This is a genomic window from Natronospira sp., from assembly GCF_007134575.1.
GTDB classification, from domain to species: Bacteria; Pseudomonadota; Gammaproteobacteria; order Natronospirales; family Natronospiraceae; genus Natronospira; species Natronospira elongata.
Genome location: NZ_SLKM01000265.1, coordinates 1 through 24,134 on the forward strand (window position 1 = coordinate 1; position 24,134 = coordinate 24,134).

General features: G+C 62.5%; 26 protein-coding genes. 14 read left to right on the top strand and 12 right to left on the bottom strand.

Features of this window, described 5'->3' with window-relative positions; genetic code table 11:
• Window positions 1-414: P-loop NTPase (locus tag ACJWXQ_RS10555; protein WP_406672791.1), on the top strand; the 414-nt coding region annotated here is incomplete at its 5' end.
• Between the two features lie 255 nt (window positions 415-669).
• Window positions 670-1,239, top strand: coding sequence for a dCTP deaminase (gene dcd, locus ACJWXQ_RS10560; protein ID WP_346050361.1), 570 nt, complete (start codon window positions 670-672; stop codon window positions 1,237-1,239).
• A gap of 11 nt (window positions 1,240-1,250) precedes the next feature.
• Here dcd and ACJWXQ_RS10565 read toward each other — a convergent pair whose 3' ends face one another.
• The 3 genes from ACJWXQ_RS10565 to purM are packed head-to-tail and all read right to left on the bottom strand — an operon-like array spanning window position 1,251 to window position 3,660.
• A complete protein-coding gene (locus ACJWXQ_RS10565; protein WP_346050359.1) occupies window positions 1,251-1,961 on the bottom strand; it encodes a DUF3108 domain-containing protein in 711 nt (236 codons plus the stop codon).
• The gene (gene purN / locus ACJWXQ_RS10570; RefSeq protein WP_406672792.1) at window positions 1,958-2,635 is read right to left on the bottom strand and encodes a phosphoribosylglycinamide formyltransferase; all 678 of its coding nucleotides are present in this window, start codon (window positions 2,633-2,635) and stop codon (window positions 1,958-1,960) included. Before purN ends, ACJWXQ_RS10565 begins: the two co-directional genes overlap by 4 nt.
• Entirely contained in the window at window positions 2,632-3,660 is a 1,029-nt protein-coding gene (gene purM / locus ACJWXQ_RS10575) for a phosphoribosylformylglycinamidine cyclo-ligase (RefSeq protein ID WP_346050355.1), read from the bottom strand. Before purM ends, purN begins: the two co-directional genes overlap by 4 nt.
• Before the next feature lie 229 nt (window positions 3,661-3,889).
• Between purM and ACJWXQ_RS10580 the strand changes: the two genes are divergently transcribed.
• The 3 genes from ACJWXQ_RS10580 to hda are packed head-to-tail and all read left to right on the top strand — an operon-like array spanning window position 3,890 to window position 6,266.
• A complete protein-coding gene (locus ACJWXQ_RS10580; protein WP_346050353.1) occupies window positions 3,890-4,996 on the top strand; it encodes a DUF2066 domain-containing protein in 1,107 nt (368 codons plus the stop codon).
• Window positions 4,993-5,550 (top strand): CDP-alcohol phosphatidyltransferase family protein, encoded by a 558-nt coding sequence (locus ACJWXQ_RS10585; RefSeq protein ID WP_346050351.1) that lies wholly within the window; start codon window positions 4,993-4,995, stop codon window positions 5,548-5,550. The genes ACJWXQ_RS10580 and ACJWXQ_RS10585 overlap by 4 nt, the downstream gene beginning before the upstream one ends.
• Window positions 5,550-6,266 carry a DnaA regulatory inactivator Hda gene (gene hda / locus ACJWXQ_RS10590; protein WP_346050349.1) on the top strand — a complete coding sequence of 239 codons (717 nt, stop codon included), beginning with the start codon at window positions 5,550-5,552 and terminating at the stop codon, window positions 6,264-6,266. The genes ACJWXQ_RS10585 and hda overlap by 1 nt, the downstream gene beginning before the upstream one ends.
• A gap of 38 nt (window positions 6,267-6,304) precedes the next feature.
• Here the strand turns inward: hda and ACJWXQ_RS10595 are convergent, their stop codons facing one another.
• The 3 genes from ACJWXQ_RS10595 to arsC are packed head-to-tail and all read right to left on the bottom strand — an operon-like array spanning window position 6,305 to window position 7,610.
• Window positions 6,305-6,658: a DUF2069 domain-containing protein gene (locus ACJWXQ_RS10595; protein WP_406672793.1), complete on the bottom strand. Its 354-nt coding sequence runs from the start codon at window positions 6,656-6,658 to the stop codon at window positions 6,305-6,307.
• Window positions 6,655-7,269, bottom strand: a complete 615-nt coding sequence (wrbA, locus tag ACJWXQ_RS10600; RefSeq protein WP_346050345.1) for an NAD(P)H:quinone oxidoreductase — start codon at window positions 7,267-7,269, stop codon at window positions 6,655-6,657. Before wrbA ends, ACJWXQ_RS10595 begins: the two co-directional genes overlap by 4 nt.
• Complete coding sequence (arsC, locus tag ACJWXQ_RS10605) at window positions 7,266-7,610, bottom strand: arsenate reductase (glutaredoxin) (RefSeq protein ID WP_346050343.1); 345 nt, start codon at window positions 7,608-7,610, stop codon at window positions 7,266-7,268. Before arsC ends, wrbA begins: the two co-directional genes overlap by 4 nt.
• Before the next feature lie 264 nt (window positions 7,611-7,874).
• Between arsC and ACJWXQ_RS10610 the strand changes: the two genes are divergently transcribed.
• Together ACJWXQ_RS10610 and ACJWXQ_RS10615 are read left to right on the top strand one after the other, a co-directional pair.
• On the top strand, window positions 7,875-8,624 hold the full coding sequence (locus ACJWXQ_RS10610) for a LysM peptidoglycan-binding domain-containing protein (RefSeq protein ID WP_346050341.1): 750 nt from the start codon (window positions 7,875-7,877) through the stop codon (window positions 8,622-8,624).
• A 148-nt stretch (window positions 8,625-8,772) separates the two neighbouring features.
• Window positions 8,773-9,051, top strand: coding sequence for an acylphosphatase (locus ACJWXQ_RS10615; protein ID WP_346050339.1), 279 nt, complete (start codon window positions 8,773-8,775; stop codon window positions 9,049-9,051).
• A 46-nt stretch (window positions 9,052-9,097) separates the two neighbouring features.
• Here ACJWXQ_RS10615 and ACJWXQ_RS10620 read toward each other — a convergent pair whose 3' ends face one another.
• Window positions 9,098-9,676 carry a lytic transglycosylase domain-containing protein gene (locus tag ACJWXQ_RS10620; RefSeq protein WP_346050337.1) on the bottom strand — a complete coding sequence of 193 codons (579 nt, stop codon included), beginning with the start codon at window positions 9,674-9,676 and terminating at the stop codon, window positions 9,098-9,100.
• Window positions 9,676-11,379 (bottom strand): proline--tRNA ligase, encoded by a 1,704-nt coding sequence (locus tag ACJWXQ_RS10625; RefSeq protein ID WP_406672794.1) that lies wholly within the window; start codon window positions 11,377-11,379, stop codon window positions 9,676-9,678. Before ACJWXQ_RS10625 ends, ACJWXQ_RS10620 begins: the two co-directional genes overlap by 1 nt.
• Before the next feature lie 144 nt (window positions 11,380-11,523).
• Between ACJWXQ_RS10625 and ilvC the strand changes: the two genes are divergently transcribed.
• The 6 genes from ilvC (at window position 11,524) to ACJWXQ_RS10655 (ending at window position 16,845) form a co-directional block, all read left to right on the top strand.
• Window positions 11,524-12,528 carry a ketol-acid reductoisomerase gene (gene ilvC, locus ACJWXQ_RS10630; protein WP_346050333.1) on the top strand — a complete coding sequence of 335 codons (1,005 nt, stop codon included), beginning with the start codon at window positions 11,524-11,526 and terminating at the stop codon, window positions 12,526-12,528.
• On the top strand, window positions 12,518-13,129 hold the full coding sequence (locus tag ACJWXQ_RS10635; RefSeq protein ID WP_346050331.1) for a hypothetical protein: 612 nt from the start codon (window positions 12,518-12,520) through the stop codon (window positions 13,127-13,129). The genes ilvC and ACJWXQ_RS10635 overlap by 11 nt, the downstream gene beginning before the upstream one ends.
• A gap of 99 nt (window positions 13,130-13,228) precedes the next feature.
• Window positions 13,229-14,029: a CDP-diacylglycerol--serine O-phosphatidyltransferase gene (gene pssA / locus ACJWXQ_RS10640; protein ID WP_346050329.1), complete on the top strand. Its 801-nt coding sequence runs from the start codon at window positions 13,229-13,231 to the stop codon at window positions 14,027-14,029.
• The gene (locus ACJWXQ_RS10645; RefSeq protein ID WP_346050327.1) at window positions 14,016-14,723 is read left to right on the top strand and encodes a uracil-DNA glycosylase; all 708 of its coding nucleotides are present in this window, start codon (window positions 14,016-14,018) and stop codon (window positions 14,721-14,723) included. Before pssA ends, ACJWXQ_RS10645 begins: the two co-directional genes overlap by 14 nt.
• Complete coding sequence (gene rimI, locus ACJWXQ_RS10650; RefSeq protein WP_346050325.1) at window positions 14,720-15,193, top strand: ribosomal protein S18-alanine N-acetyltransferase; 474 nt, start codon at window positions 14,720-14,722, stop codon at window positions 15,191-15,193. The genes ACJWXQ_RS10645 and rimI overlap by 4 nt, the downstream gene beginning before the upstream one ends.
• Before the next feature lie 71 nt (window positions 15,194-15,264).
• Entirely contained in the window at window positions 15,265-16,845 is a 1,581-nt protein-coding gene (locus tag ACJWXQ_RS10655) for a peptide chain release factor 3 (protein ID WP_346050323.1), read from the top strand.
• 63 nt (window positions 16,846-16,908) lie between these two features.
• Here the strand turns inward: ACJWXQ_RS10655 and ACJWXQ_RS10660 are convergent, their stop codons facing one another.
• The 3 genes from ACJWXQ_RS10660 to ACJWXQ_RS10670 are packed head-to-tail and all read right to left on the bottom strand — an operon-like array spanning window position 16,909 to window position 20,833.
• Complete coding sequence (locus ACJWXQ_RS10660) at window positions 16,909-18,894, bottom strand: DUF3488 and transglutaminase-like domain-containing protein (protein WP_346050321.1); 1,986 nt, start codon at window positions 18,892-18,894, stop codon at window positions 16,909-16,911.
• A complete protein-coding gene (locus ACJWXQ_RS10665) occupies window positions 18,887-19,879 on the bottom strand; it encodes a DUF58 domain-containing protein (RefSeq protein WP_346050319.1) in 993 nt (330 codons plus the stop codon). Before ACJWXQ_RS10665 ends, ACJWXQ_RS10660 begins: the two co-directional genes overlap by 8 nt.
• A gap of 3 nt (window positions 19,880-19,882) precedes the next feature.
• The gene (locus ACJWXQ_RS10670) at window positions 19,883-20,833 is read right to left on the bottom strand and encodes an AAA family ATPase (RefSeq protein WP_346050317.1); all 951 of its coding nucleotides are present in this window, start codon (window positions 20,831-20,833) and stop codon (window positions 19,883-19,885) included.
• Between ACJWXQ_RS10670 and ACJWXQ_RS10675 the strand changes: the two genes are divergently transcribed.
• Complete coding sequence (locus tag ACJWXQ_RS10675; RefSeq protein ID WP_346050315.1) at window positions 20,832-22,352, top strand: hypothetical protein; 1,521 nt, start codon at window positions 20,832-20,834, stop codon at window positions 22,350-22,352. The two genes, ACJWXQ_RS10670 and ACJWXQ_RS10675, sit on opposite strands and share 2 nt — an antisense overlap.
• 157 nt (window positions 22,353-22,509) lie before the next feature.
• Here the strand turns inward: ACJWXQ_RS10675 and ACJWXQ_RS10680 are convergent, their stop codons facing one another.
• Complete coding sequence (locus ACJWXQ_RS10680; RefSeq protein WP_346050313.1) at window positions 22,510-24,069, bottom strand: serine hydrolase; 1,560 nt, start codon at window positions 24,067-24,069, stop codon at window positions 22,510-22,512.
• Between the last annotated feature and the right edge of the window lie 65 nt (window positions 24,070-24,134).

Here is a 24,134-nt window from a genome sequence, read left to right on the forward strand (position 1 = left end):
CAGCGTGTCCCGGTGAGTGGCGCGGTGATCGTGACCACGCCTCAGGAGATTTCCCTGCTGGATGCCCGCAAGGGCCTGAAAATGTTCCAGAAGGTGGATGTCCGGGTGCTGGGGATTGTGGAAAACATGGGCGTGCATATCTGCAGCAATTGCGGCCATGAGGAGTCCATCTTCGGCGAGGGCGGCGGCCAGCGCCTGGCGGCCCAGTTCGAAACGCCCCTGCTGGGTAGCCTGCCCTTGGACCCGCGCATCAGAGAGGAAGTCGACGGCGGCCGCCCCACGGTGGTCGTGGACCCGGAGGGCCCCGTCGCCCAACGCTATCGCGACATGGCCCGCCGCATGGCCCGCGAGCTGGCGACCCAGGGCGGGGAAGCGGAGGCAGCATTTCCCAACATTTCAGTCGTGGATGACTGAAATGTTGGGAGTGAACAGTTCCCAGTGAACAGCTGGCAGTGCCCGTGAAGATGCCGTGCCGCTTCGGCGGAGCACGGGCAAGCTTATGGTTCGCTGTGGCAACGATTCATCAGGAAACGGCAGGTATCCCACGTTGGCATGGCTTGCTGTTCACTGGGAACTGTTCACTGTTCACTCAAGCTACTTGACCGGTATGATTCCGTCGATCGGTTCTGTGCCGGATCGAAGCCAACAAACCCGAGGGAGAAAATCGTTGTGAGCATCAAATCCGATCGCTGGATCAAGCGGATGGCGGAACAGGAGGGGATGATCGAGCCCTTCGAACCGGGTCAGATCAAGACCGGGGCTGACGGAGAGCGCCTGATTTCCTACGGCACCTCCAGTTACGGCTACGATGTTCGCTGCTCCCGGCATTTCAAGGTTTTCACCAATATCAACTCGGCCATCGTTGACCCCAAGGGTTTCGACGACAAGAGCTTTGTGGATGTGGAATCGGATGTCTGCATCATTCCGCCCAACTCCTTTGCCCTGGCCAGCACGGTGGAATATTTTCGGATTCCCCGCTCGGTACTCACCATCTGCCTGGGCAAGTCCACTTATGCCCGCTGCGGCATCATCGTCAATGTCACGCCTTTGGAACCGGAGTGGGAAGGGCATGTGACCCTGGAGTTTTCCAACACCACCCCCCTGCCGGCCAAGATCTACGCCAATGAGGGTGTGGCCCAGATGCTTTTCCTGGAATCGGATGAAGTCTGTGAAGTGTCCTACAAGGACCGGGGTGGCAAGTACCAGGGGCAGCGGGGTGTTACCTTGCCCAGGGCTTGAGGGGGCAGCGATCAGCGATCGCTGCTTTCCAGCTCCATGCGCACGGTGCGTTCGCCCGGCTCGCTTTGTTCCAGCTTGACGGGAAGGTAGTCCAGCTCGGGTGCCATCCAGAGGCTGAGAACACGTTCGGAGTCTGCGTCCTTGAGGTCCACCCGGACCGTGTCGAAGCGTCCGGCGCGGGTGCGGATGCGTTCCTCGCCGGCATAGTCCAGTGCCTGCTCGAATTGCCGGTCGCGGTCCACGATATGGAAGCCTTCGGGCCGCTCATCATTGGCCAGGGACCGCATCAGCACGTACTGTGCCAGGAAGCGATCCAGGCTGTGGGCGGGCACCTCCAGTTCACCCCGGTCACCATCGTCGTTGAAACGGACGATGCCATCATTCAGGTCGAAGGCCAGATGCCGCTGCCGGCGAGTGTCGCCCCCTTCACGGTGGTGATAGCGGTAATCCAGCGCTTGAATGCCGTTTTCGACAACCCGGAAGCGGGAGCGCTCGGTAATGATGTCATCACGAAACATGGAGACGACGCCGGCCGGTTCGCTGCGTGATTGCCACAGCCATTCATCATCGTTCCAGCGTTCCAGGGTGAAGACCGTGCTGGCACCGCGCATGGAGCCGTAATAGGCCCGGTACTCGGCAGTGAAACCACGCTCCTTGCCATCGAGGGGGGGCACCGCCAACACCAGGGCGGCCAGCAAGATGACGCCGACAATCCTTTTCATTCCAACTCCTCTCCATTCCAGGGCAGGCGCAGTGGTCGCTCCAGTACCTTGCCATCAAACGTAGGCTGACTGCCATCGAGTCCGATCCGCCCATCGGCCACCAGCTCCAGGACCATGGGATACAGTCTACGTTCTCTGGCCCGTGTACGCTGCTCAAGTTCCGCCGCGGTGTCCCGGCGCTGGATGGGCACCTCGGCCTGGGCAATCACCGGCCCCCCGTCCAGGTCTTCGGTGACAAAGTGCACGCTGCAGCCATGCATTGTGTCATTGGCATCCAGTGCCCGCTGGTAGGTGTTGAGTCCCCGGTGGGCGGGGAGCAGGGAAGGATGGGTGTTGAGCATTCGCCCCGCGAAGGCGCGGACGAAGTCGCCGCCGAGTATTCGCATATAGCCGGCCAGAACGACCCAATTAGCCTGGCTGGCATCAATGGCCTCGGCCAGCGCCCCTTCGTGGGCGGCCTGGTCCTGGAAGTCTCGCCGTGGCAGTGCCCGGGCCGGGATGCCGGCCGCTTGGGCCACTTTCAGGCCACGGGCCTTCTGGCGGTCACTGAGTACCAGGGTCGGCCTGGCCCTGCAGAGGCCGTCGGCGTTAGCCTTGAGGATCGCCTCCAGGGTGGTGCCGGCCCCGGACAGCATGACCGCCACGGGGAAGTCTTTGCCTGCCTGGACACTCACCGGTATTGGACGCCCTCAATGCCCCGGCCGACGCGGCCGATACTGAAGACCGTTTCACCCGCTGCTTCGAGACAGGCTGTGGCTTTCTCGGCTTCTGCCTCGGGGACGATCACCACCATGCCGATGCCGCAATTGAAGGTGCGCCGCATTTCGGCCGTCTCCACGGCGCCTTTTTCCTGCAGCCACTGGAACAGCGGCGGGAGAGACCAGCTTTGCGGGTCGATTTCTACCCCCAGCCCTTCCGGCAGTATCCGCGGGATGTTTTCCGTCAGGCCACCGCCGGTGATGTGGGCGACTCCGCCGACGGTGCACTGCTCGAACAGGTCGAGCAGGGACTTGACGTAGATGCGGGTCGGCGCCAGCAAGGCCTCGCTCAGGCTCTGCTCCCCGATCTTGACCTGGTCGGGATCACTCTCCCGCGCCAGAATCTTGCGCACCAGGGAATAGCCGTTGGAGTGCACCCCGGAGGAGGCCAGGCCCAGGACCCGGTCACCGTCGCCAATGCGGCTGCCGTCGATGATCTGGTCCTTCTCCACCACGCCGACCGTGAAGCCGGCCAGGTCGTAGTCGCCGTCTCCGTACATGCCGGGCATTTCAGCGGTCTCACCGCCAATCAGGCCCGCCCCGGCCAGCTCACAGCCACGGGCTATGCCGCGGACCACATCCGCGGCCACGTCCACATCCAGGCGGCCGGTGGCGTAATAATCCAGAAAGAACAGCGGCTCGGCCCCAAGCACCACGATATCGTTGACACACATGGCAACCAGGTCGATGCCAACCGTGTCATGGCGGTTGAGGTCCAATGCCAGTCGCAATTTGGTGCCCACGCCGTCAGTACCCGATACCAGTACCGGCTGACGGTAGCCACTGGGAAGCTCGAACAGACCACCGAAGCCGCCCAGGCCGGTGATCATGCCAGGCCGGCGGGTGGCCGCCACCGCCGGACCGATTCGACGGACGAGTTCATTGCCGGCATCGATATCGACGCCCGCGTCACGATAGGTGAGGGAGTCCTTGCTGCTCATGACAGATTCCGAAGCAGGTTGCGGGATTCCGGCTTGGGAGCCGGAGACGTTTCCAGTGCCGCGCCAGTCCGGTGTCGGAGCCTCGCGACGGCTGTGGTATTGTACACGAGCACGAAAGCATGGACCGGATGCGGATTACTCGTTCCTGGGGCGAGCTCATGGTGTTGTGGACGCTCGGCATGGGCCGGGCATCGGGGATAACGAACTCAGCGGGATGGCTGGCAGCTTGATGAATTGCTCGATTTTTGCCCGGCGTGGCGCCCTGTTCCTGATCATTCTCCTGTGGATACCCTTCTTGGCCAGCCTCGCGGCCGAACCGGGGGTCAGCGGCGATGCCCTCTATGAGGCACGGGTGGAGGTGCCTGACCGCAGCGACGCCAGTCGCCAGGCCGGGATTCGAGAGGCCGGCCTGCGTGTCCTGTCCCGCGTGACTGGATTTCGAGATCCCAAGGATCATCCGCCGCTGGAACCCGTCGTGGACGAGCTTGAGCAGCTGGTGGAGCGTTTTCGTATCGAAAGTGGCGATAACGGTGAGTTCAGCCTCTGGGCCCGCTTTGATCCGGACAGTATCGACCGCCGGGTTCGCGAGCAGGGCGTGCCGCTGTGGGGGCGGGAGCGACCTCGGGTACTGGTCTGGCTTGCCCGCCGGGACGGGGGTGACCGCGATCTGCTGACCGAGGGCGATGTTGGCCGCGAGGCCCCGGCCCTTGTACAGGCAGCCAATGACCGGGGCTTGCCCCTGCTGTTTCCCATCATGGACCTGGAAGACCGCCGAACCGTGGATTTTGCCGATGTCTGGGGCGGTTTCGATGATCGCATCCTCGAGGCGTCCGGGCGGTACAGTCCCAATGCCATTCTGATTGGTCGTGTCGAGAATGTGGGTGGTGATCTCTGGCGCTCCCGCTGGGCCCTGTACCAGCCGGATGGCGTGACCCGATGGCAGGGCGGGGTCTCGCTCGGAGATGAGGCACTCGAGGATGGTGTCCATGAGCTGGCCGATCGCCTCGCCAGGCGCTTTGCCGTGGATGGCGATATTGGCAGTGACGATGAAATTCGCCTACGTATTCGGGGGTTGGCCGAGCTGGAAGATTACGTCAGGGTTGAGCGTCATCTGCAAGGGCTGACCCCCGTGGAGCGGGTCCGTCTGGAATCCCTGGAAGAGGACACGGCCGTATTTCGTATTCACGCTCGTGGTGGTCGTCAGTCCCTGGAACAGGCGATTGAACTGGGTGATCGCCTGGTCCGCATTGACCCCACCGGGGTGGATGGGCGCGGGGACGCCATGGTGGAGCTGCGTCCCGGTGATGCCCTGCCGACCTATCGGGTGCGCCCATGAAATGGCACTGGCTGCCCAATGCCCTCAGCAGCTTCCGGCTGGTGCTGATTGTCCCCACCGTGCTGTTTCTGCTGGACGAGGCCTATTTCCTCACCCTTTGTCTGTTTGCCGTTGCTGGCGTGTCCGATGGGGTGGACGGCTGGCTGGCCAAGCGTTTTGGCTGGACATCCCGGCTCGGTGCCGTGCTCGACGCCGCTGCGGACAAGTTGCTGATGGCGGCCATTTTCATCACCCTCGGTTACAAGGGGCTGGTGCCCTTGTGGCTGGTGGCGCTGGTGTTCGTCCGCGATCTCTGGATCGTGCTGGGTGCCTGGTATAACCGCCACCGCCTGGCGGAATTCGAGGTTCGGCCCTTCTTGACCAGCAAGATCAATACGGCGGTGCAGATCTGCTTCGTGCTGCTGGTCATCGCCGACGCTCAGTGGCAGCTACTGGCCCCCTCGCTGATGGCGGGCGCCGTTGCCGTTGCAACGCTGTCCGTGGTTGCCAGCGGCCTGGATTACCTCCAGGACTGGATCCGACAGCTCCGACAGGCGAGTCGGAGCCGAAGCTGATGGTGGATGGTTTGGCCTTGGGTGGTGGCCAGCTCCCGCTGGGGATCGAGTTGTCCCTGGAAACCCGTCTCGACGATTTTCTTCCCGGGCCCAATGCCGAAGCCCTGGCCACTGCCAATGCCCTGGCGGAAGGGCGCTGGCAGAGCAATCTCTACCTGGCCGGGGCCTCGGCCACAGGCAAGACCCATCTGCTTCAAGGGGTGTCCCACGCCGCCAGCGCCATGGGTCGCCAGGTTGCCTATCTGCCCCTGTCCCGCCCCGAGATGCGGGATCCGGAGTTGCTGGCCGGTTGGGCCGGCTTTGATGTGGTTTGCCTGGACGACCTTCAGTCGGTGGCGGGCGAGATGGCCTGGGAAAGGGCCCTGTTTCGGCTCTACGAGGACATGCGCGAGGCCGGGGGGCAACTGGTTTTCGCGGCGGACGAGCCCCCGGCCAGTCTCGATCTGTGTTTGCCGGACCTTGCCTCCCGCCTGGCCGCCGGGCCGGTCTATCGCCTTGAGCCTTTGGATGACGATGATCTCGGCGAGGCACTCAGGTTGCGGTTGGCTCGCCGCGGTCTGAGTCTTCCAGACGACAGCGCTCGCTGGCTCATGCGGCGTGTCCGCCGGGACATGCATTCCCTGACCCGGCTGGCGGATCGCCTCGATCACCTGTCCCTCACCGCCCAGCGTGGCCTGACCATCCCATTCCTGCGCCAGGTCCTGGACGATACCTAAAGACGTAAGAAGCCAGGGGACCTCAGTACAGAGGGGGCCTATTCCCTCGGCTGGCGGCTTTGAACCCGCAGGCTGTGTCCGGCAGTGAGGAAAAGGGCGAGCGAGAAAAGCGACAATGCCGTGGCCAGTCCCCGGACTTCCGGATTGGCCATCAATTCGGTAAAGCCATGGGCCATGTAGAACAGGGCGAAGAAGCCCAGCAAGGCAGTGGGCAGGACCTTCCCCTGTAACACGCCGACGGCAAACAGAAGCGGCGGCAGACTGCCGGCAATGGCCAGCCAGGGCCCCAGTTCTTCCGAGGGATGGAACAGGCCGTATCCCAGGCCCCAGGTCAGGGAGACGAGCAGGGCGCTGATGGCGCAGCTCATGCGCGCACGGCGAAGACTGATCATGATCGTTTCTCTCCCTTGAGCTTGATGGCCAGTTGCGCCAGTCGGGCTCCCTGAGCCTGTGCCAGCTCACTCTCTTCCGCGGACTGGCTCTGCTGTCCATCGGCACCCGCGAAATGGCTGGCCCCGTACGGGGTGCCACCACTGCGTGTCTCATTCAGTGCTGACTCAGTGTAGGGGATACCGGCGATGACCATGCCGTGATGCAGCAGAGGCAGCATCATGCTGGTGAGGGTGGTTTCCTGCCCACCGTGGAGACTGCCGGTGGATGTAAAGACGCAGGCAGGCTTGTCCACCAGGGCACCCTTCAGCCAAAGCCCGGCGCTGCCGTCAAGGAAGTATTTTAGCGGGGCGGCCATGGCGCCGAATCGGGTGGGCGAGCCCAGGGCCAGGCCGTCACATTGAGCAAGCTCATCCAGGCTGGCGTAGGGTGGCCCCTGGGGCGGAACGGCCGGTTCGCTGGCTTCGGTATTGGGTGACACCGGCGGAACCGTGCGGACCACGGCTTCTGCACCAGAGACCGATTCCACCCCCCGCGCAATCTGCCTGGCCAGGTTTGCCACCGCACCGTGGCGGCTGTAATAGAGCACGAGGATTCGGACGGGAAGGCTCACTTCAGCAGCTCCATCACGTCTTCAGGTGGCCGCCCAAGCTTTGCCCGGGAACCGCGGACGACAATCGGTCGCTGAATCAATCGCGGTTCGCGGCTCATGGCCTCAAGCAGTGCTTGCTCATCAGCAGAGGCCAGATTCATCTCCTTGAAGACGGATTCGTTGCGGCGGATCAATTGCCCTGGCTCCATTTTCAGAAGTTTCAGCAGCTCCCGCAGCGTTTCCACCGCAGGCGGCGTCTTCATGTATTCGATGATCTCAGGGTCGAATCCCGCTTCCTTGATCAGCGTCAGCGTCGCCCTGGACTTGGAACAGCGCGGGTTATGGTAAATCGTTACCGACATCTCTCTGACTCCCAAAAAAATAGTATGAAACAATGTCTTGACCGTTCATAATGCCACTGCTAGGTTTCTGATTTAGGGCATAATATTGCCCCGGAGATTTGGGCTCAAGCAGCTGCCAGGATTGGGCTGAACAAAGCGTGCTTCGGGGTGCCTAAGGCATCGCTCTTCTTGACTTGAAAAAATGCACAGTGCTAGCTTTTCACCATACAATTCATTAACAGGTTGTTCCGACAGAATAACAATCGCACTCAGGAGTTGCCCGACATGACCAAGCTGTCCCGTAAACATGCCATTGTCCTGGCGCTCGCCGCTGGTCTGGCGGTGGGTTGTCAGACTGCCCCGGACGAGCCGGAGATCGACGAGGAAGCTCGTGACATGGCTCGCCAGGCTATCGACAACGCCCGCTCGGTTATGGCCGCTGCCGAAGAGCCCTGCACGGACACCGGTAATGCCGGTGACTATCTCAGCCGTGCTGAAGCAGCCGAAGCTGACGGGGAATTTGAGGAGGCCCAGCGCCTGGCTGAGCGTGCTGCCGAAGTCGCCCAGTCCACCATCGACGATTGCTACGCCGAGAAGAGTGGCGGGTATCTGGACAAGGCCGGTACCTTCACCAACCTGACCGCTGATCAGCGCAGCCGTCTGCGTGATGCCCGGAACGCTCAGGATGCCGGTAACTATCGCGATGCCTATGAACACGCCCGTGCCCTGGTGTCCGAGCTCGAAGCGGCCACGATGAGCTATCGTGTCCGTCGCGGTGATAGCCTGTGGCGCATCTCCGGCAAGGACGACGTCTATGGCGACCCCTACCAGTGGCCGCTGATCTATCGCGCCAACAGCGACAAGATCGACGACGCTGATCTGATCTTCCCGGATCAGGAATTCACGATCTACAAGCACCCGACCGAGAGTGCCCGTGACCACGCCATTGAGCATGCCCGGACTCGCGGCGCGTGGGAAATTGGCCGGGTCGAGGACTCCGACCGTCGCTATCTGCGCGAGTCCGGTGATCGTTGATCGGAACCTGACAACGCGTCAGACGGAGAGGGCCCCGAACGGGGCCCTTTCTTTTGGGGGAACTGTTGTCCTGGCCCTGGGCCAGAACCGGGTCGGCCTTGTATCCTCCAAAGGTTGAGCGGGGAGGTTTTCTTCACGGAGGTCGATGATGAGCGAGACTGTCAAGCGCCGTTTTCTGGTGTCCGGCAAGGTCCAGGGCGTGTTCTTCCGGGCCAGTACCCGCGCCGAGGCCGATAGCCTGGGCGTATCCGGCTGGGCCAGAAACCTGCCCGACGGCCGGGTCGAAGTGGTGGCCCATGGTGATGCTGATGCGCTGGAGAAGCTGGAATCCTGGCTCTGGAAGGGCCCGCCGGCCGCCGAGGTCAACGCGGTCGATACCGATGATTATGTCGGCGACATCGCCGACGGCTTCAAGATCACATCTTAGTTGACAATTACAAGCCAACATTCACGCTGCATTCGTAGCTCGTAGCTCAATCCCGATACCAGTGCTCGGCCAGGGCCGTGTAGACAAGGCTGGGGTAGCGCATACTGCCGAGGCTGCCGTTATAGCGGGCAAGGGCTCGGCTCAGATTGCCGTTTTCCTTGTCCAGGTAGTAGCGCAGGATGGTAACGCCATAGCGAAGGTTGGTTTGCAGGTCGAACAAATTGTCCTCTGGCCGGCCGATTTCCTCCAGCCAGAAGGGCATGATCTGCATCATGCCGCGTGCTCCGACCCGCGAGATGGCAAAGCGATCAAAGCGGCTCTCCACGTGAATCACCGCCAGTACCAGCTCCGGCTCCAGATCGGCCATGCGGGCCTCGGCATGGACCTTTCGGAGTATGCGCAGGCGCTTGTCCCGATCCGGCACCCAGCGCTCCAGGCGACTGGACATATCCATTAGCCAGACTTCGGCTTCAAAGCGATCATTGAAGCTGTTGCTCTGTTCTACCGCCTCCTTGAGGGCATCCCGAAGGTCCGGGTCGACCGAATCCTCTGCTTCATCGGCCAGGGCAGTCTGGCCAGCGAGGCAGATCAATGCGGGCAGCAGAAACTTGGCGACAGGATTCATCAACCGACGATGTCCAGCAGTGAGTCCACAACCCCATCATAGTCCAATTCCTCGGACTTCTCGGCCCCCCGCGCCCGGTATTCCAGTTTGCCCTTGTCCAGTCCTCGATCACCGATGACCACCCGGTGGGGGATGCCAATCAGTTCGGCATCGGCAAACTTCACCCCGGGGCGGGCATCGCGGTCATCCAGCAGGATCTCCACACCCGCCGCTTCAAGCTGATCATGCAGGGACTCGGCCGCCTGGCGGACGCGCTCGGAGCGATCCATGCCGATCCCGATGATGACCAGTTGGAAGGGAGCGATGGGGGCGGGCCAGATAATGCCCTGTTCATCGTGGTTCTGTTCTATGGCGGCGGCCACGATTCGACTTACGCCGATGCCGTAGCAGCCCATGTACATCGGCTGATCACGTCCCGACTCATCCAGCACCGTGGCGTTCATGGCCTCGCTGTATTTGCGCCCCAGCTGGAAGATGTGACCTACCTCGATACCCCGACTGGAGCAGAGCTTGCCCTGACCCTCCGGAGCGGGTTCACCCGCCCGTGCCAGGCGCAGGTCCGCCACTTCCGGCAGGGCCACGTCCCGGTCCCAGTTGAGATTGATCCAGTGGCGGTCCTTCTCATTGGCACCGGAGGAAAAGTTGGTGGCCGTGGCTGCCCGCTCGTCCACCAGTACCCTGAGCTCTTCGGGCAGTCCCATGGGACCGATGAAGCCCTTGGGTACACCGGTGGCGGATTCGGCTTCCCCGGTGGTGGCCAGGCGGATGTCCTCGGCGCCCAGGGCGCGGGCCGCCTTGACCAGGTTCAACTCATCATCACCGGCCACGAACAGGACAGCGGGTGTATCGTCGGCCATGACGACGACACTCTTGACGATCCTGTCCAGCGGCAATGCCAGCAGGCGCGCCTGCGCCTCCACCGTGTCCGTATCCGGGGTGTCGCGCTTCTCTGCTGCCTGCGGAGACTGTTTCTCAATGGTGGGGCCGGGGCTGCTGGCCAGTTCGGTATTGGCCGCGTAGTCGCCCTGATCGGCAGAGAGAATTTCGTCTTCGCCGGAATCGGCCAGGACGTGAAACTCCCGGGAGACGCTGCCGCCGATACTGCCACTGTCGGCCTCCACGGAGCGAAAGCGGAGCCCCAGGCGCTGGAATATCCGGGTATAGGCCTCGAACATCGCCTGGTAGCCCTCGGCGAGGGAGCTTTCGCTGGTATGGAAGGAGTAGGCGTCCTTCATCAGGAATTCCCGCGCCCGCATGACGCCGAAGCGAGGCCGGATCTCATCGCGGAACTTGGTCTGGATCTGGTAGAAGTTGACCGGTAGCTGGCGGTAGCTCTTGAGTTCCCGGCGGGCGATGTCGGTGATCACCTCTTCGTGAGTGGGGCCGAAGCAGAATTCCCGCTCATGGCGGTCCTTCAGGCGCAGCAACTCCGGACCATAGTGCTTCCATCGGCCGGATTCCTGCCACAGTTCGGCCGGCTGGACCGCCGGCATGATCAGTTCCAGCGCCCCGGCACGATTCATTTCCTCGCGCACGACGGTTTCCACCTTGCGCAGCACCCTCAGACCGAATGGCATCCAGGTGTAAAGACCGGAAGCCAGTTTGCGGATCATGCCGGCCCGCAGCATCAGCTGGTGGGAAACAATCTCGGCATCGGCAGGTATTTCCTTGTGCGTGAACAGTGGGAACTGGGAAACGCGCATCGGGGCCCCTTCAGTATTGTGGAGTTGTAAAACCGTCATTTTAACGGGTTTGTCGACCCGCAGGACAGGCCGGGCTTGAATCCCTGCCCGCCGCACAGTAGCTTACGCCGCCATCTGCCACTATTCCTCTCCGGAGCCAAGAGCATGCGAAGCTGGTATGACGCCGATCTTGATCGCGGTCCCCTGGCATCCAGTGCCATCGCCGTTTTTGGCTATGGTGCCCAGGGTCGGGCCCAGGCCCGCAATCTTCGTGATGCCGGGATGAATGTCCGAGTGGCCTTGCGAGCCGGATCCAGCCGCCGCCGGCAGGCGGAGGCTGACGGGCTTGCGGTGCTGGATCTTGAGGCGGCCGCGGATTGGGCGGATGTGGCCGTCATGCTGGTCCCGGACACCGCACAGCCGGAGCTCTACGAGGACGTGCTGGCTTCCCGTCTGCGCCCCGGTGCCGCTTTGCTCTTTGCCCATGGCTATAGCATTCATCACGGCCACCTGCGGCCGCGTGAGGACCTGGATGTGATCATGGTTGCGCCGCTGGGGATCGGTGAGCAGGTTCGGGCCACGTTTGAACGTGGCGCCGGTGTGCCGGCCCTGGTGGCTGTAGCCCAGGATGGCAGTGGCCAGGCCTGGCCGCGGGCCCTGGCCTATGCGGGCGCCGGTGGTCACGGACGGGCCGGCGTGATGGAGACCAGCTTCGCCGAAGAGACCGAGACCGATCTGTTTGCCGAGCAGGCCGTGCTGGTGGGTGGCCTGACCGAACTCATTCGGGCCGCCTTCGAGACGCTTGTCGACGCGGGCTATCAGCCGGAGGTGGCTTATTTTTGCTGCCTCCATGAGGTCAAGCTCATCGCTGATTTGATTCATTCCCGGGGTATTGCCGACATGCGCGCCTCCATCTCGGAAGTCGCTGATTTCGGGGCCATGCGCCAGGGACCACGCATCATCGGGGATGCCTCCCGAGAGGCCATGCGTCAGGCTCTGGAGGAAATCCGCTCCGGGGAATTTGATCGTCTGTTGCAGACTGAGCTGGCAGCGGGGTTTCCCACGCTTGAGTCCGGGCGCAAGCAGGCCGGCGAGCAACTGATCGAATCCGTGGGTGAGCGCATGCGAGCGCGGATGCCCTGGCTGCGGGGAAACAGTGATGGCGCGTGAATCGGGTCTCTTGGCCGGTGAAGGCTGGTGGTTGGTCATTGCCCTGCTCGCCGTCAGCGCCCTGGCAGCTGCCTTCTCTCTGCCCTGGCTGGCATTACCGGCCCTGGTCCTGCTGCTTGTCGTGCTGGCGCTGTTCCGGGATCCACCGCGGCAGATTCCCTCTTCGCCCCTGGCGGTGGTCAGCCCGGTGGATGGCCGGGTTCTGTCTGTGGAGGTTGATGCGCGCAGTGGCGGCCAACCCGGCACGGTGATCGAGATTGAGGTGGCGGCCTTTGGCGCCTGGTCCATTCGGGCTCCGGTGGAAGGCAAGGTCATGGGACTGCGTGGGCTCACTGAGGGCCCGGAACGGGGTCTCTGGCTGCAGACCGATGAACAGGATGATGTGGTTACTGAATTGATCGGCCGTTCAAGCCCTTACTGGGCCCGGCCGGTGGCCTTCGTCAAGACCGGTGAACGACTGGGACAGGGCCAGCGCTTTGGATACCGTCGTTGGGCACGGCTGGCCCGGGTCCATTGTCACGGCAAGATCAGCGTTCAGGTCCGTGTCGGGGACCGGGTCCACGCCGGGAGCGATATGCTCGCCACACTCGTTCATGACTGAGTCGGGCCCGGTCAGCGGGCGCTGTTTTCGGGGGCTGAGTTTCCTCCCACCCACTGCTCGTGGCACCATTTGAAGTTCAGAGACCTGAGGGAGTGCGCGGTGGCCAAGCGCGGCAAGAAGCGATCAGCCCGAAGTGGTGCCATTCGGCGGCGGGGCATCTACCTGCTGCCCAATCTGTTTACCACGGCGGCCATGTTCGCCGGGTTCTTTGCCATGATCTCGGCCATGAACGGCGACTTCCGGTCGGCCGGCGTTGCCGTGCTGGTGGCCATGTTGCTCGATGGGGTGGACGGGCGAGTCGCCCGCCTGACCGGGACCGAAAGTGAGTTCGGCCGGGAGTATGACAGTCTCTCGGATCTTGTCTCATTCGGGCTGGCCCCGGCAATGATCGTCTACAACTGGGGCATGGGTGTCCTGGGCGAGGAACCCTGGTGGTGGTGGAGCCAGTTGAGCTGGCTGGTGGCCTTCTTCTTTGCCGTGGCAGCGGCGCTTCGCCTGGCCCGTTTCAATACCCGGATGGCGGGGGCCGACCACCGTTATTTCCAGGGCCTGCCCAGCCCCTCGGCCGCCGCCTGCGTGGCCTTTTGCACCTGGCTGCTGGCTGGGCTGGACCTCCATAACGCCTACACCCTGCCTTTTGTCTACGGCCTGGCCGTTGTCTCCGGGGCGCTGATGGTGAGTAATTTCAGCTACTACAGCTTCAAGGACCTGGATATCACTGGCGGGCGCGTGCCATTCACCTACGTCATCCTGATTCCGGCCTTTTTCATTCTCGTTGCCTTGGCGCCCTCCCAGGTACTGTTTGCCGGTTTCTTTGCCTATGCCTTCTCCGGCCCTGTGCTCGCGCTGTGGCGCCGTCGGCGTCGCTTGCGGCGTCGGGAGGGTGATGGTGGTCAGTGACGCTCGCCGTCAAGCCTATCTCGCTGCCATGGGGCTGACTGCCTGGCGCCGTCGGGATGGCGAGACTACGGAGCAGGCGGAAGCAGTCAGTGCCCCGGAGGCGGACGCAGCACCGGTATCGAATGAGCCGCTTGGCGCCGACTGGGAGACCTTGATTCAGCAGGTCGAGAGCTGCAGGCGTTGTCCGCTGCACGAGAGCAGAACCCAGGGCGTATTTGGTGTCGGCAATCGCGAAGCGGAGCTGCTGGTGATTGGAGAGGCCCCGGGGGCCGAGGAAGACCGTCGAGGCGAACCCTTTGTGGGGCGGGCCGGGCAGCTGCTGGATGCCATGCTGGCGGCCATCGGACATTCCCGAAAGACGGTCTACATCGCCAATATCATCAAATCCCGGCCACCGGGGAATCGTGATCCCGTCGCTGAGGAGATCGAGGCCTGTCTGCCTTATCTGCGGCGCCAGATTGAACTGATTCGTCCGCGCCTGATTTTGCTGGTGGGACGGGTGTCCGCCCAGACACTGCTGGGTAGCAATGCCCCAGTGGGGCGTTTGCGCTCCCAGCTCCATCGTTTGCCGGGATTCGCCATACCCGCGGTGGTCACCTACCATCCGGCCTATCTGCTGAGATCGCCCCTGGAGAAACGCAAGGCCTGGGCCGACCTGCGCCTGGCGCGGCGTACCCTGGAGGCGGGGCAATGAGTTCGGTCCGGCGCCCCGAGGCCTCGCGGCAGGTTCGGCCCATGCGGACGACGGACCTTGAGCGTGTCCACGAGGTCGAGAGTCGGGCTTATTCCTTTCCCTGGCCTGTGGGTGTGTTCCGCGATTGCCTGCGGGCCGGTTACCAATGTTGGGTAATGGAGGCCGGTGGGGTCATTGCCGGCCATGCCATCGTTTCGGTGGCTGCCGGGGAGTCTCATGTACTCAATATCTGCATTGATCCTGCCTGGCAGAAGCTGGGTCTGGGGCGAAGAATGATGCAACATGTCATGGGTCATGCCCGGGGAGCCGGTGCCAGCCGCATGATTCTCGAGGTCAGGCCCTCGAACAGCGCGGCCCGTCAGCTATACGATTCCCTGGGGTTTGAGGAAATTGGCCTCCGTCGCGGCTATTATCCGGACCATTCGGGGGTGCGCGAGGACGCCCTGGTACTGGCCAGGACGCTGGACTGATTCCTCCTCGCGGTTGGTTCAAAACTGATAAAATGCCCGGTTTACCCTGAAGAAACCCGGACCCCCGTCTCATGAGTCAGCAATACCAGCGCCGGCGCACCTTTGCCATCATTTCCCACCCCGATGCGGGTAAGACCACCCTCACCGAGAAGCTGTTGCTGTTCGGCGGCGCGATCCAGCTCGCCGGCACGGTCAAGGGCCGCAAATCCGCGCGCCACGCCACCTCCGACTGGATGGCCATGGAAAAGGAGCGCGGCATCTCCGTGACCTCCTCGGTGATGCAGTTTCCCTTTGACGATCATATCGTCAATCTGCTTGATACCCCGGGCCACGCCGACTTTTCGGAAGACACCTATCGCACCCTGACCGCAGTGGACTCGGCGATGATGGTGATTGACTGCGCCAAGGGTGTGGAGGAGCGCACCATCAAGCTGATGGAAGTCTGTCGTCTGCGGGATACGCCGATTTACACCTTCATCAACAAGCTCGACCGGGAAGGTCGGGATCCCATGGAACTGATGGATGAAGTGGAGCGGGTTCTGGGGATTCAGTGCACCCCGGTCACCTGGCCGATCGGCATGGGCAAGCGCCTGAAGGGCATCTACCATCTGCTGGAAGACCGCATCTATATCTACGAGGAGGCCAAGGGGGGTGCCCGCGGTGTTCACCGCAGCATCGACGGCCTGGCTTCCCCTGAGGCGCGCGAGTTCCTGGGTGACGATGCCGACGACTATGCGGATGAAGTGGAGCTGGTTCGAGAGGCCAGTCCCGCGTTCGATCTGGACGCCTATCTGTCCGGACGTCTCACCCCGGTGTTCTTCGGTTCCGCCATTGCCAACTTTGGGGTGCAGGAATTACTGGAAAGCTTTGTTCGAACCGCACCGGCTCCCCGACCGGCCAATACCACGGTTCGCGAAGTCGATCCGGGCGAGGAGAAGCTGACCGGATTCGTGTTCAAGGTCCAGGCCAATATGGACCCGGCCCATCGTGATCGTGTTGCCTTCATGCGTATCTGCTCAGGCCAGTTTCGACCGGGCATGAAACTTCGTCATGTGCGCATTGGCAAGGATGTGAAAATCAGCAAGGCCCTGACCTTCATGGCATCCGAACGGGAGCAAGCCGAGGAAGCCTGGGCCGGTGACATCATTGGCCTCCACAACCATGGCACGATCAGAATCGGTGATACCTTTACCGAAGGCGAGGAACTTCAGTTCACCGGCATCCCCAACTTTGCTCCGGAACTGTTCCGCCGTGCCGTGCTGGCCGACCCCTTGCGCATGAAGCAGCTGCAGAAGGGGCTGGATCAGTTGTGTGAGGAAGGGGCCACACAGTTATTCCGCCCCTTGCGCAACAACGATCTGATTCTGGGTGCGGTGGGGCAGCTTCAATTCGACGTGGTCGCTGAACGTCTGCGCACGGAGTACGGCGTGGACTGCAAATTCGAAGCGATCAATGTAGCCACTGCCCGCTGGACTTACAGCGAAGACGAACGTGAGCTGGAACGTTTCCGTCGTCGCGCCGAGGACAATCTCGCCATCGACCATTCCGGCGCCCTGGTCTATATCGCCCCGACGCGGGTCAATCTTGATCTGGCCATGGAACGCAATCCCGAGATCGAATTCCGCGCCACCCGTGACCACCTGGCTGCCTGATACCCGTCGAGATCCGGTCTGCTAGCACGTCTGGCTGAAACTGGCGCGATCTCAGGCGCGATTTCAGGCGCGACCCAGGCGGCGCAGGCGGCGGGTGGGGAATCGTCGCAGTTTTGCCTGGATGCGGTGCAACTGGGCGGTGGCGCCGGCATAGCGCGCCCGGCGGAAGGCCTGAAGCAGGGGGCGCAGTTCCCGGGCCAGGGCCGGCTGCTCCTGTTCCAGACGGGCGAGCCAGGTCGCCGGTCCTTCACCAGCCCGCCGGGAGTAGCCGGCCCGGGCCATGCGGCCCTGGAAGCGCAGCCAGGCCCGTTCCAGGGGGTCACTGGGTCGTGGGGGGCGCTGGCGCAGGGAGAGGGCGATCCACAGGATGAGCAGGGCGCCGGCGACGGCGAGCACCATGATCACCGCCAGTTTCACGGCATCCCGACCAGGCAGACCGAGTCGCTCCAGGAAGTTTTGTTGTCTTTCCGGGCCGTAGGCGAGAAACCAGCCTTCCCAGCGGACCTGGATGGTGTCCCAGAGGAGCTCCATCTGGAAGGCGAACTGGCTCCAGGACAGGCCTCTGTCGAATTCCTCTTCCTCCAGCCCGGCAAGCCCGCCCACGGTCGTTTCCACCCGTGAGGGGTCAATGGCATTGGTGGGATCCACCCGGCGCCAGCCTTCGCCTTCGATCCAGACCTCGCTCCAGGCATGGGCGTTTGATTGCAGCACCCGATAGTGACCGGCCAGGTGATTGAAATCGGCGCCCACATAGCCGGTGACCACTCTTGCCGGAATGCCGGCCGCCCGCATCATGATGGTGAAGGCGGCGGCATAATGCTCACAAAAGCCGCGCCGGCTTTCAAAGAGAAACTCGTCCATGGCGTGCCGGCCCAACAGCGGGGGCTCCAGGGTATAAAAGAAATCCTCCTGGCCGAAATGATCCAGCGCCCTTTGGATCATGGTTGCCTCGTCAGCGTCACTCTCCGCCCACCATTGCTCTGCCAGTTCTCGGGTCCGGGGATTGCTGTTATCCGGCAGGCGGGTGAGGTAGTCCTGCCATTGCTCCGGCAGTTCCGGATCGAGACTGTAATCCGGCCATGAGTGGACGCGGTAACGGAGGCGGTCACTGATTCGCTCATCCGCCACCAACTGCATGTCAGCGCGGCGCTGACTGTCCTCGGGAAGCTCGCCATCCACCATCTCCAGGGCGATGAGCCAGTCCTGGCCGTGGGCCTCCAGGGTGATTTCCTGTTCGATGGGCTCGCCCAGGGGCAGCAGGGTGGGTTCACGGTCGGGCAGTCGGCCCTGGCGCCATTCCTGACCATCAAATTCATGGAAGACGGGGCCGCGCCAATAGAGTTGGCCGCGGGCCGGTTCCTGCTCACCGGGAAAGCTGACCCGGAAGGCCAGGGCATTGGACTGGGCGAGTTCACTGACAGAGCCGGGGCTCATGCGGTCGGATAATCCGGTGACCGCCCGAGGTTCCGGTGTCGGCGTCCCCCATAGAGGGCCCGGAACGCGGGGGAAGAGGACAAACAGGAGTATTGCCACGGGCAGTGCCTGAGCCAGCAAGACCCCCGCCGTGCGGAGGCTGGGTTTCAGCGGGCCCGGGTCTTTCAGGCGGGTAAGGCGCAGAAAGACCGTGGTCTGGAAGCCGGCCACCGGCAGCAGCCACAGCACGGCGGGCAGTTCCTGATTGTTGAGAAAGACGGCGAGCAGGAGAACGTAGGCCAGCAGAACCAGAATGAAGCCATCCCGGGGTTTCCAGGTTTCCAGCAGCTTGAGGCCCAGCATCAGAGACAATAGAGCGGTACCCGGTTCCACGCCGTTGAAGCTGCCAAATTGCAGATAGATGCCGGCAAAGCAGCCCAGCCCCAGCGGCAGGCGCAGCCAGCCCAGCGGTACGTGCCTGAGGCCGCGCCAGCCGGCGGCCAGGCGCCAGAGGCCGAACAACACCGCCAGTACCAGCGTCCAGAGAGGGAGTGTTCCCACCACCGGCAGCAGTGTGGCGAGCAGGCCCAGAGCCAGCAGACGCAGATCGGCTTCTCTCAGGCTTTTCTCAGGCATGGCGCTCACCCTCAAGCCCGAAGCGAGCCAGGGCGTTCAAGGCCCGACGGCTTTGCTCGCTGCCCTGGCCCGGCTCGATGGTTTGATCAGGCAGGCGCAGACCCCAGGGCCGATTGTTCAGTTCGGCCTGGAGAATCCAGTGACAGAGACGGCCCAGTCGGGTCTCGGTATCGCCCGGTCCGGCCTGGTCCCAGTCAAACCAGATCGTGCTTTCCCCGCTGGGGCTGGCGAACTCCTTGATGACCAGTTCACCGCGATTGAGATAGTGGCGCCAGGCCATGCGGCGGATCGGGTCGCCACTGACATAGCCGCGCAGGCGGCTGAAGTCTTCGCTGCCTTTCTCCTCCTGTTGCTTTCCCTCACCGTCGGGGTGGCGGGCGTGCTGCAGGGGATGATCCAGAGGCCGGGGCCAGGCCAGGCCTTCCAGCGGCAGATCCAGCCAGCACCAGGCCTGGAACAGGCCGAAGGGATACTGGCAGGCGAGACCAAAGCGGCGGACCCGGATGGGGCCGCGTTGCTCGGGTGTGATCGGGTATCCAAGGGTTGCGCTGGACATGGCTGGCAGGTCGGTGACATCCAGCCAGTTGCCGTCGCTATCGGTGAGCAGCAGATCATGGCGGTGAATGCGGTCGCGACTCTCCAAATCGACCGTGAGCCGCTGGGCTTCGTCGACGAATCCCTCGCCCGGCTGCCCGACTTTCACCACAAGGCCATTGAGACCGCGATGAGCGTGATACATGGAGACCAGTGCCAGCCCTGCCAGACTGAAGCCGAGAAAGAAGCCCATGCTGTTGGCGTAATTCATCGCTGCCAGAATGATGGCCGCGATTACCACGAGCAGGCCCATGCCCAGGCGGGTGGGCAGGATATAGATGCGACGACGATGGAGCAGCAGGGGCGAAGTGTCCGGGCCCTGGCGACGGTAGGCCCACTGGCGGGCCAGGCGGCGTAGCAATTGGACAGGACGAGGCAGGGCCAGGCGCACGGGTCAGCGGATGACTGTTTCGGTCAACAGCCTGTCTATGACCTGATCAACCCGGTCTCGGTACTCCGGTCGCGGCACCATTCTGTGGCCGGCAACCGCCGGGAATACCACCTGCAGATCCTCTGGTTCCACGCCCCGGCGTCGATGCAGCAAGGCCCAGGCCTGAGCCGCCTGGCGAAGGGCCAGGGCGCCCCGTGGAGACAGGCCGTCAATGAGTTCCGGTGCCTGGCGGCTGGCTTTCACCAGATCCTGGAGGTAATCCAGCAGGGGTTCAGAGACGTGCACATTGTCCACATGAACCCGCAAGGCGCTGAGATCATCGGCTCTCAGCACGGGTTCCAGTTCTGCCAGCAACTCTCGCCGTTCCCGCCCCATCAGCAAGGCGCGTTCCGCGCGAGGATCCGGATAGCCCAGATGAATCCGCATCAGGAAACGATCCAATTGGGATTCCGGTAACGGGAAAGTGCCCACCTGTTGCAGCGGGTTTTGGGTCGCGATGACGAAGAAAGGACGGGGTAGTGGGCGGGTTTCGGTTTCAGTCGTGACCTGATGTTCTTCCATGGCCTCCAGCAGGGCACTCTGGGTCTTGGGTGTTGCCCGATTGACCTCGTCGGCAAGAATCATCTGTGCAAAGATGGGCCCCGGCCTGAATACCATGTCACCGCGTTCCCGGTCGAAGACGGAGGCACCCAGAATATCGGCCGGCAGCAGGTCGCTGGTAAACTGAATCCGTTGGTAGCTCAGACCCAGACAACGGGCCATGGCGTGGGCAAGGGTGGTTTTGCCAACACCGGGAATATCCTCGATCAGTAAATGGCCGCCCGCGAGCAGGCAGCTCAGGGCGAGACGGATCGCCTGGTCTTTGCCGAGGATGATCTCGTTGAGGCGCTCCAGGGCCCGCTCGGCACCGGCGACGGCATCTTCGACTTCGGATATGGAGGCAAGCTTGGTCATGGCGATCAGATTAAGAGAAGCAAACCCGACTGTCCATGCCATCGTGGGGCTATTGCTCTGCTTCTCCCTCCTGTTGTCGGCCTGTGAGAATGACGATGACCTGGACGAAGCGCAGCCGTCACCCTCCGAGGCGCAACAGCCGGAGCCGGAGCCAGCCGATGAGCGGGGCTTTCTTCTACCCTCGGCGGTGAAGCCCGGCAAGGCACCGGAGCGGCCGGACAGGCCGCGTTTCAGGGATGACAGCGATGCCCTGCATGCCATCTTCATGCATGGTGCCAGGGCCCGCAGCAGCGAGATGGGGCATGAGGCCTATCGCCCCGAGTTGGATCAGGATTTCATGGATGAACAAGCCCGCTTGTGGCTGCGGCTCTTCCGCGACGTGCAGATGCGCTACGCTGACGGTCTGGCCGCCCGCCCGGAGGCCGTCTGGGAGGAGGGGGACTGGCGCGCCCACGGTGATGTGGTCTTGAGGGACCAGGTTTGGGGCAGCTATCTCTATCATATGCACCACCGGGAGAGCTGGTTTGAGGATGGCGATGTTCGCGACGCCATCACACGCATGGCCTTGCCCTTGCTCACCGGTATCACCCGCCATGTCATGGATGAACACTACCGCGATGGCGTCTTTCACCTGGGTGATCCGGAGGAAACCGTCAGTGCCGACAGCATGATGGACGGCCTCGCCGTTTTCACCACCCTTTCTTATGCCTGGGTTCGCTGGCAGAAGCCCGGCGGCGCGGATGATATGGGCGGCCTGTCTGAAGAAAGATTGCGTGGTTGGCTCGGCCGTGGCCCGGAAGAATTGCTGGATATTGCCAGTGCCGCGGCCGAGCAGTTGGATGCACGCTGGGACGAGGATCGGGGCTTCTATGATTTCGGTGACCAGACCTGGTCATTGGCAACCGTGGGCAGTCTGATGCGAGGGCATAAGGGGCTCTACGAGGTTCTTTATCTGTTTGGCGGCGATGAGGAGCGGGAACAAGCCGAGCTATTGTTCAGACGTGCTGTCAGGGTGCTGGAACAGGTCTTGCCATTGGCCCGTGACTGGGGTTTACCGGCTCAGGTGACATTCACCGAATCCGGCGCGGAGGCGGCCAGCGGCGAAGTCGATGTTGCCGCCCATTGGGATTTGATCGCCCACCTGGTCGCCGGATTTTCCTTTGATCGCGAGCGTGAGGGGACGGCTCGCATGATGCGTCGCCTGAAGCCCGATCTGGCGGATGAGCTGGCGGTCTTTGTCGATCAGCAGATACTTGAGGCCCTGGAATGGCAGATGCCGGAGGGAATCGTCGTGGCCCGTCTGGATTATGAGGATGGGACAGTGCTCGATCAGCGGCACTACATTCGGGCGATCAGTCGCTTCATGGTGGGCGCCGGGGAAGGCTATGGTGGCAGTGAGCTGTTTGCTTCACCCGCCGACTGGGACGGTGACCAGGAGGACAATACGCGCCGCCTCTACGACAGCCTTTATCGGCATGGCGAGTTCCTGCGCAGCGAATTTCTCGAACTCGCCGATTAGTCGGGCTTGCCCGGGACTACCTGACTGATCAAGTTGGCACCGGGCGTCCATGTCGTGCTGGGGTGCGGCCATCGCCGTCTGGCTAGACAATCAATAGTGAGACTATCAGCAGCAAAAAAGCGATGTAATGGCCCGGGATGGGCCATTACATGCTCATTCATTGCTGGCGCTCAAAGCGGACCTTTCTCTGGTAGCCGCTGGGATAAAGCCCTACCTGCAGCACCGCCGGACGGAGGGTGAAATTCACCTTCAGGGTGTCGGGGTCTCCATCCTCGTCCAGGGTGAAATGGACAAATTTCTCCCGTCGGGCGGGATTGCGCCAATGAGCCCTGAAGGTATCGTGATGCCAGTGCTCCAGGTCCGCGATGTGTTCGTCGCTGTCCCAGAAACGCAGGGCCAGACGTCCATCGCCCGGGGAGAAGACCTCCACGGTCTGGTACAGGGGGTCAAAATACTTCCCCTCGAAGTCGCTTAGGTCTACCGATGGCCGGGTACTTTCCTGGCGTGCCGAGTGGATGCGTTCCCGTTCCTTCCTGGCTTCCTCGAAGCGGGCCAGGTAACGGTCACGGTAGTATTCGTGCCAGTCCTTGGACTCAAGGCCGGCAATCCGGTCAACGACTTCCTTGGCCAGGGCCAGACGGAAGTTGTTGAACAGGTTGCTGACCACCACCACCCCAAGATCCAGCTTGGGCACCAGCAATAGCTGGGTGTTCATGCCATCAGTGGCGCCGCCATGCTGGGCAATGCTGTAACCGCGATGCTCTCCCAGGCTCCAACCCAGGCCATAGGCCCGTATGGGCGAGGCATGGTCATCACGACCCGTGGCGATCTGTGGCTGATGAGTCTCGCGCATCTGGGTTTCGCTGATCAGTCGCTCACCTTCGAATACGCCCGGCTCACCCAGTTGCAGGCGCATCCATTGAGCCATGTCGTGGACGCTGCTGTTCACCGAGGCGGAGGGGCCCACGTTGTCGAAATTCCGGCGGGGGATTTCCACCACGTCACCGCGGATTTCCTGGTGCGGCCAGGCATTATTGTTTCCGTCCAACTGGGTGATACTGGTATTGCTGCGATCCATGCCCAGGGGCGCAAACAGGCGTTCAGCGATGAATTGATCCCAGCTCTTTCCGGTAATGGCGGGAATCAGTTCACCGGCAACGGAGTACATGACATTGGAGTAGACATAGTTTGAGCGGAAGGGCTGCTCGAACTCGTGGTAGCGCATCTGGTGGATTATCTTTTCCCGGGGCGCCTCGTTCATGAACTGCAGGCGGTTGCCGGTCATTCTTCCTACCCCGACCCGGTGAGTGAGAAGATCCCTCACCCGCACCTCCTGCGTGACCCAGGGATCGGAAAGGCGAAACTCGGGCATGTGATCAATCACCCGGTCATCCCAGTCTAGCTTGCCCTCATCCACCAGCATGGCCAATGCGGCAGCGGTCATGGCTTTAGTGGTGGAGGCGACCCCGAACAGGGTGTGCTCATCGACCGGGATGTTCTCGCCAAGGCGCAGGGTGCCGAAGCCACGGCTGAAGATCACCTCGTCCTCATGGACAATGGCAATGGCAAGCCCGGGAATTTCCCAGTCCGCCATGCCGTCCTGGATGTACTCCTCCAGTCCCGTCAGAGAGTCTGTTGCTTTGGCATGGGCCAACGGGTCCGAGGCAACGGTGGCAACAAAGGCGAGCGTGAATAGCTGCGTGAACTTGCGCATCATGATCATGTCCTTTCCCAAGAAACCTCGGCAGAGGCCGGCTCACTGGTTTTTCCTTGCGGATGGCC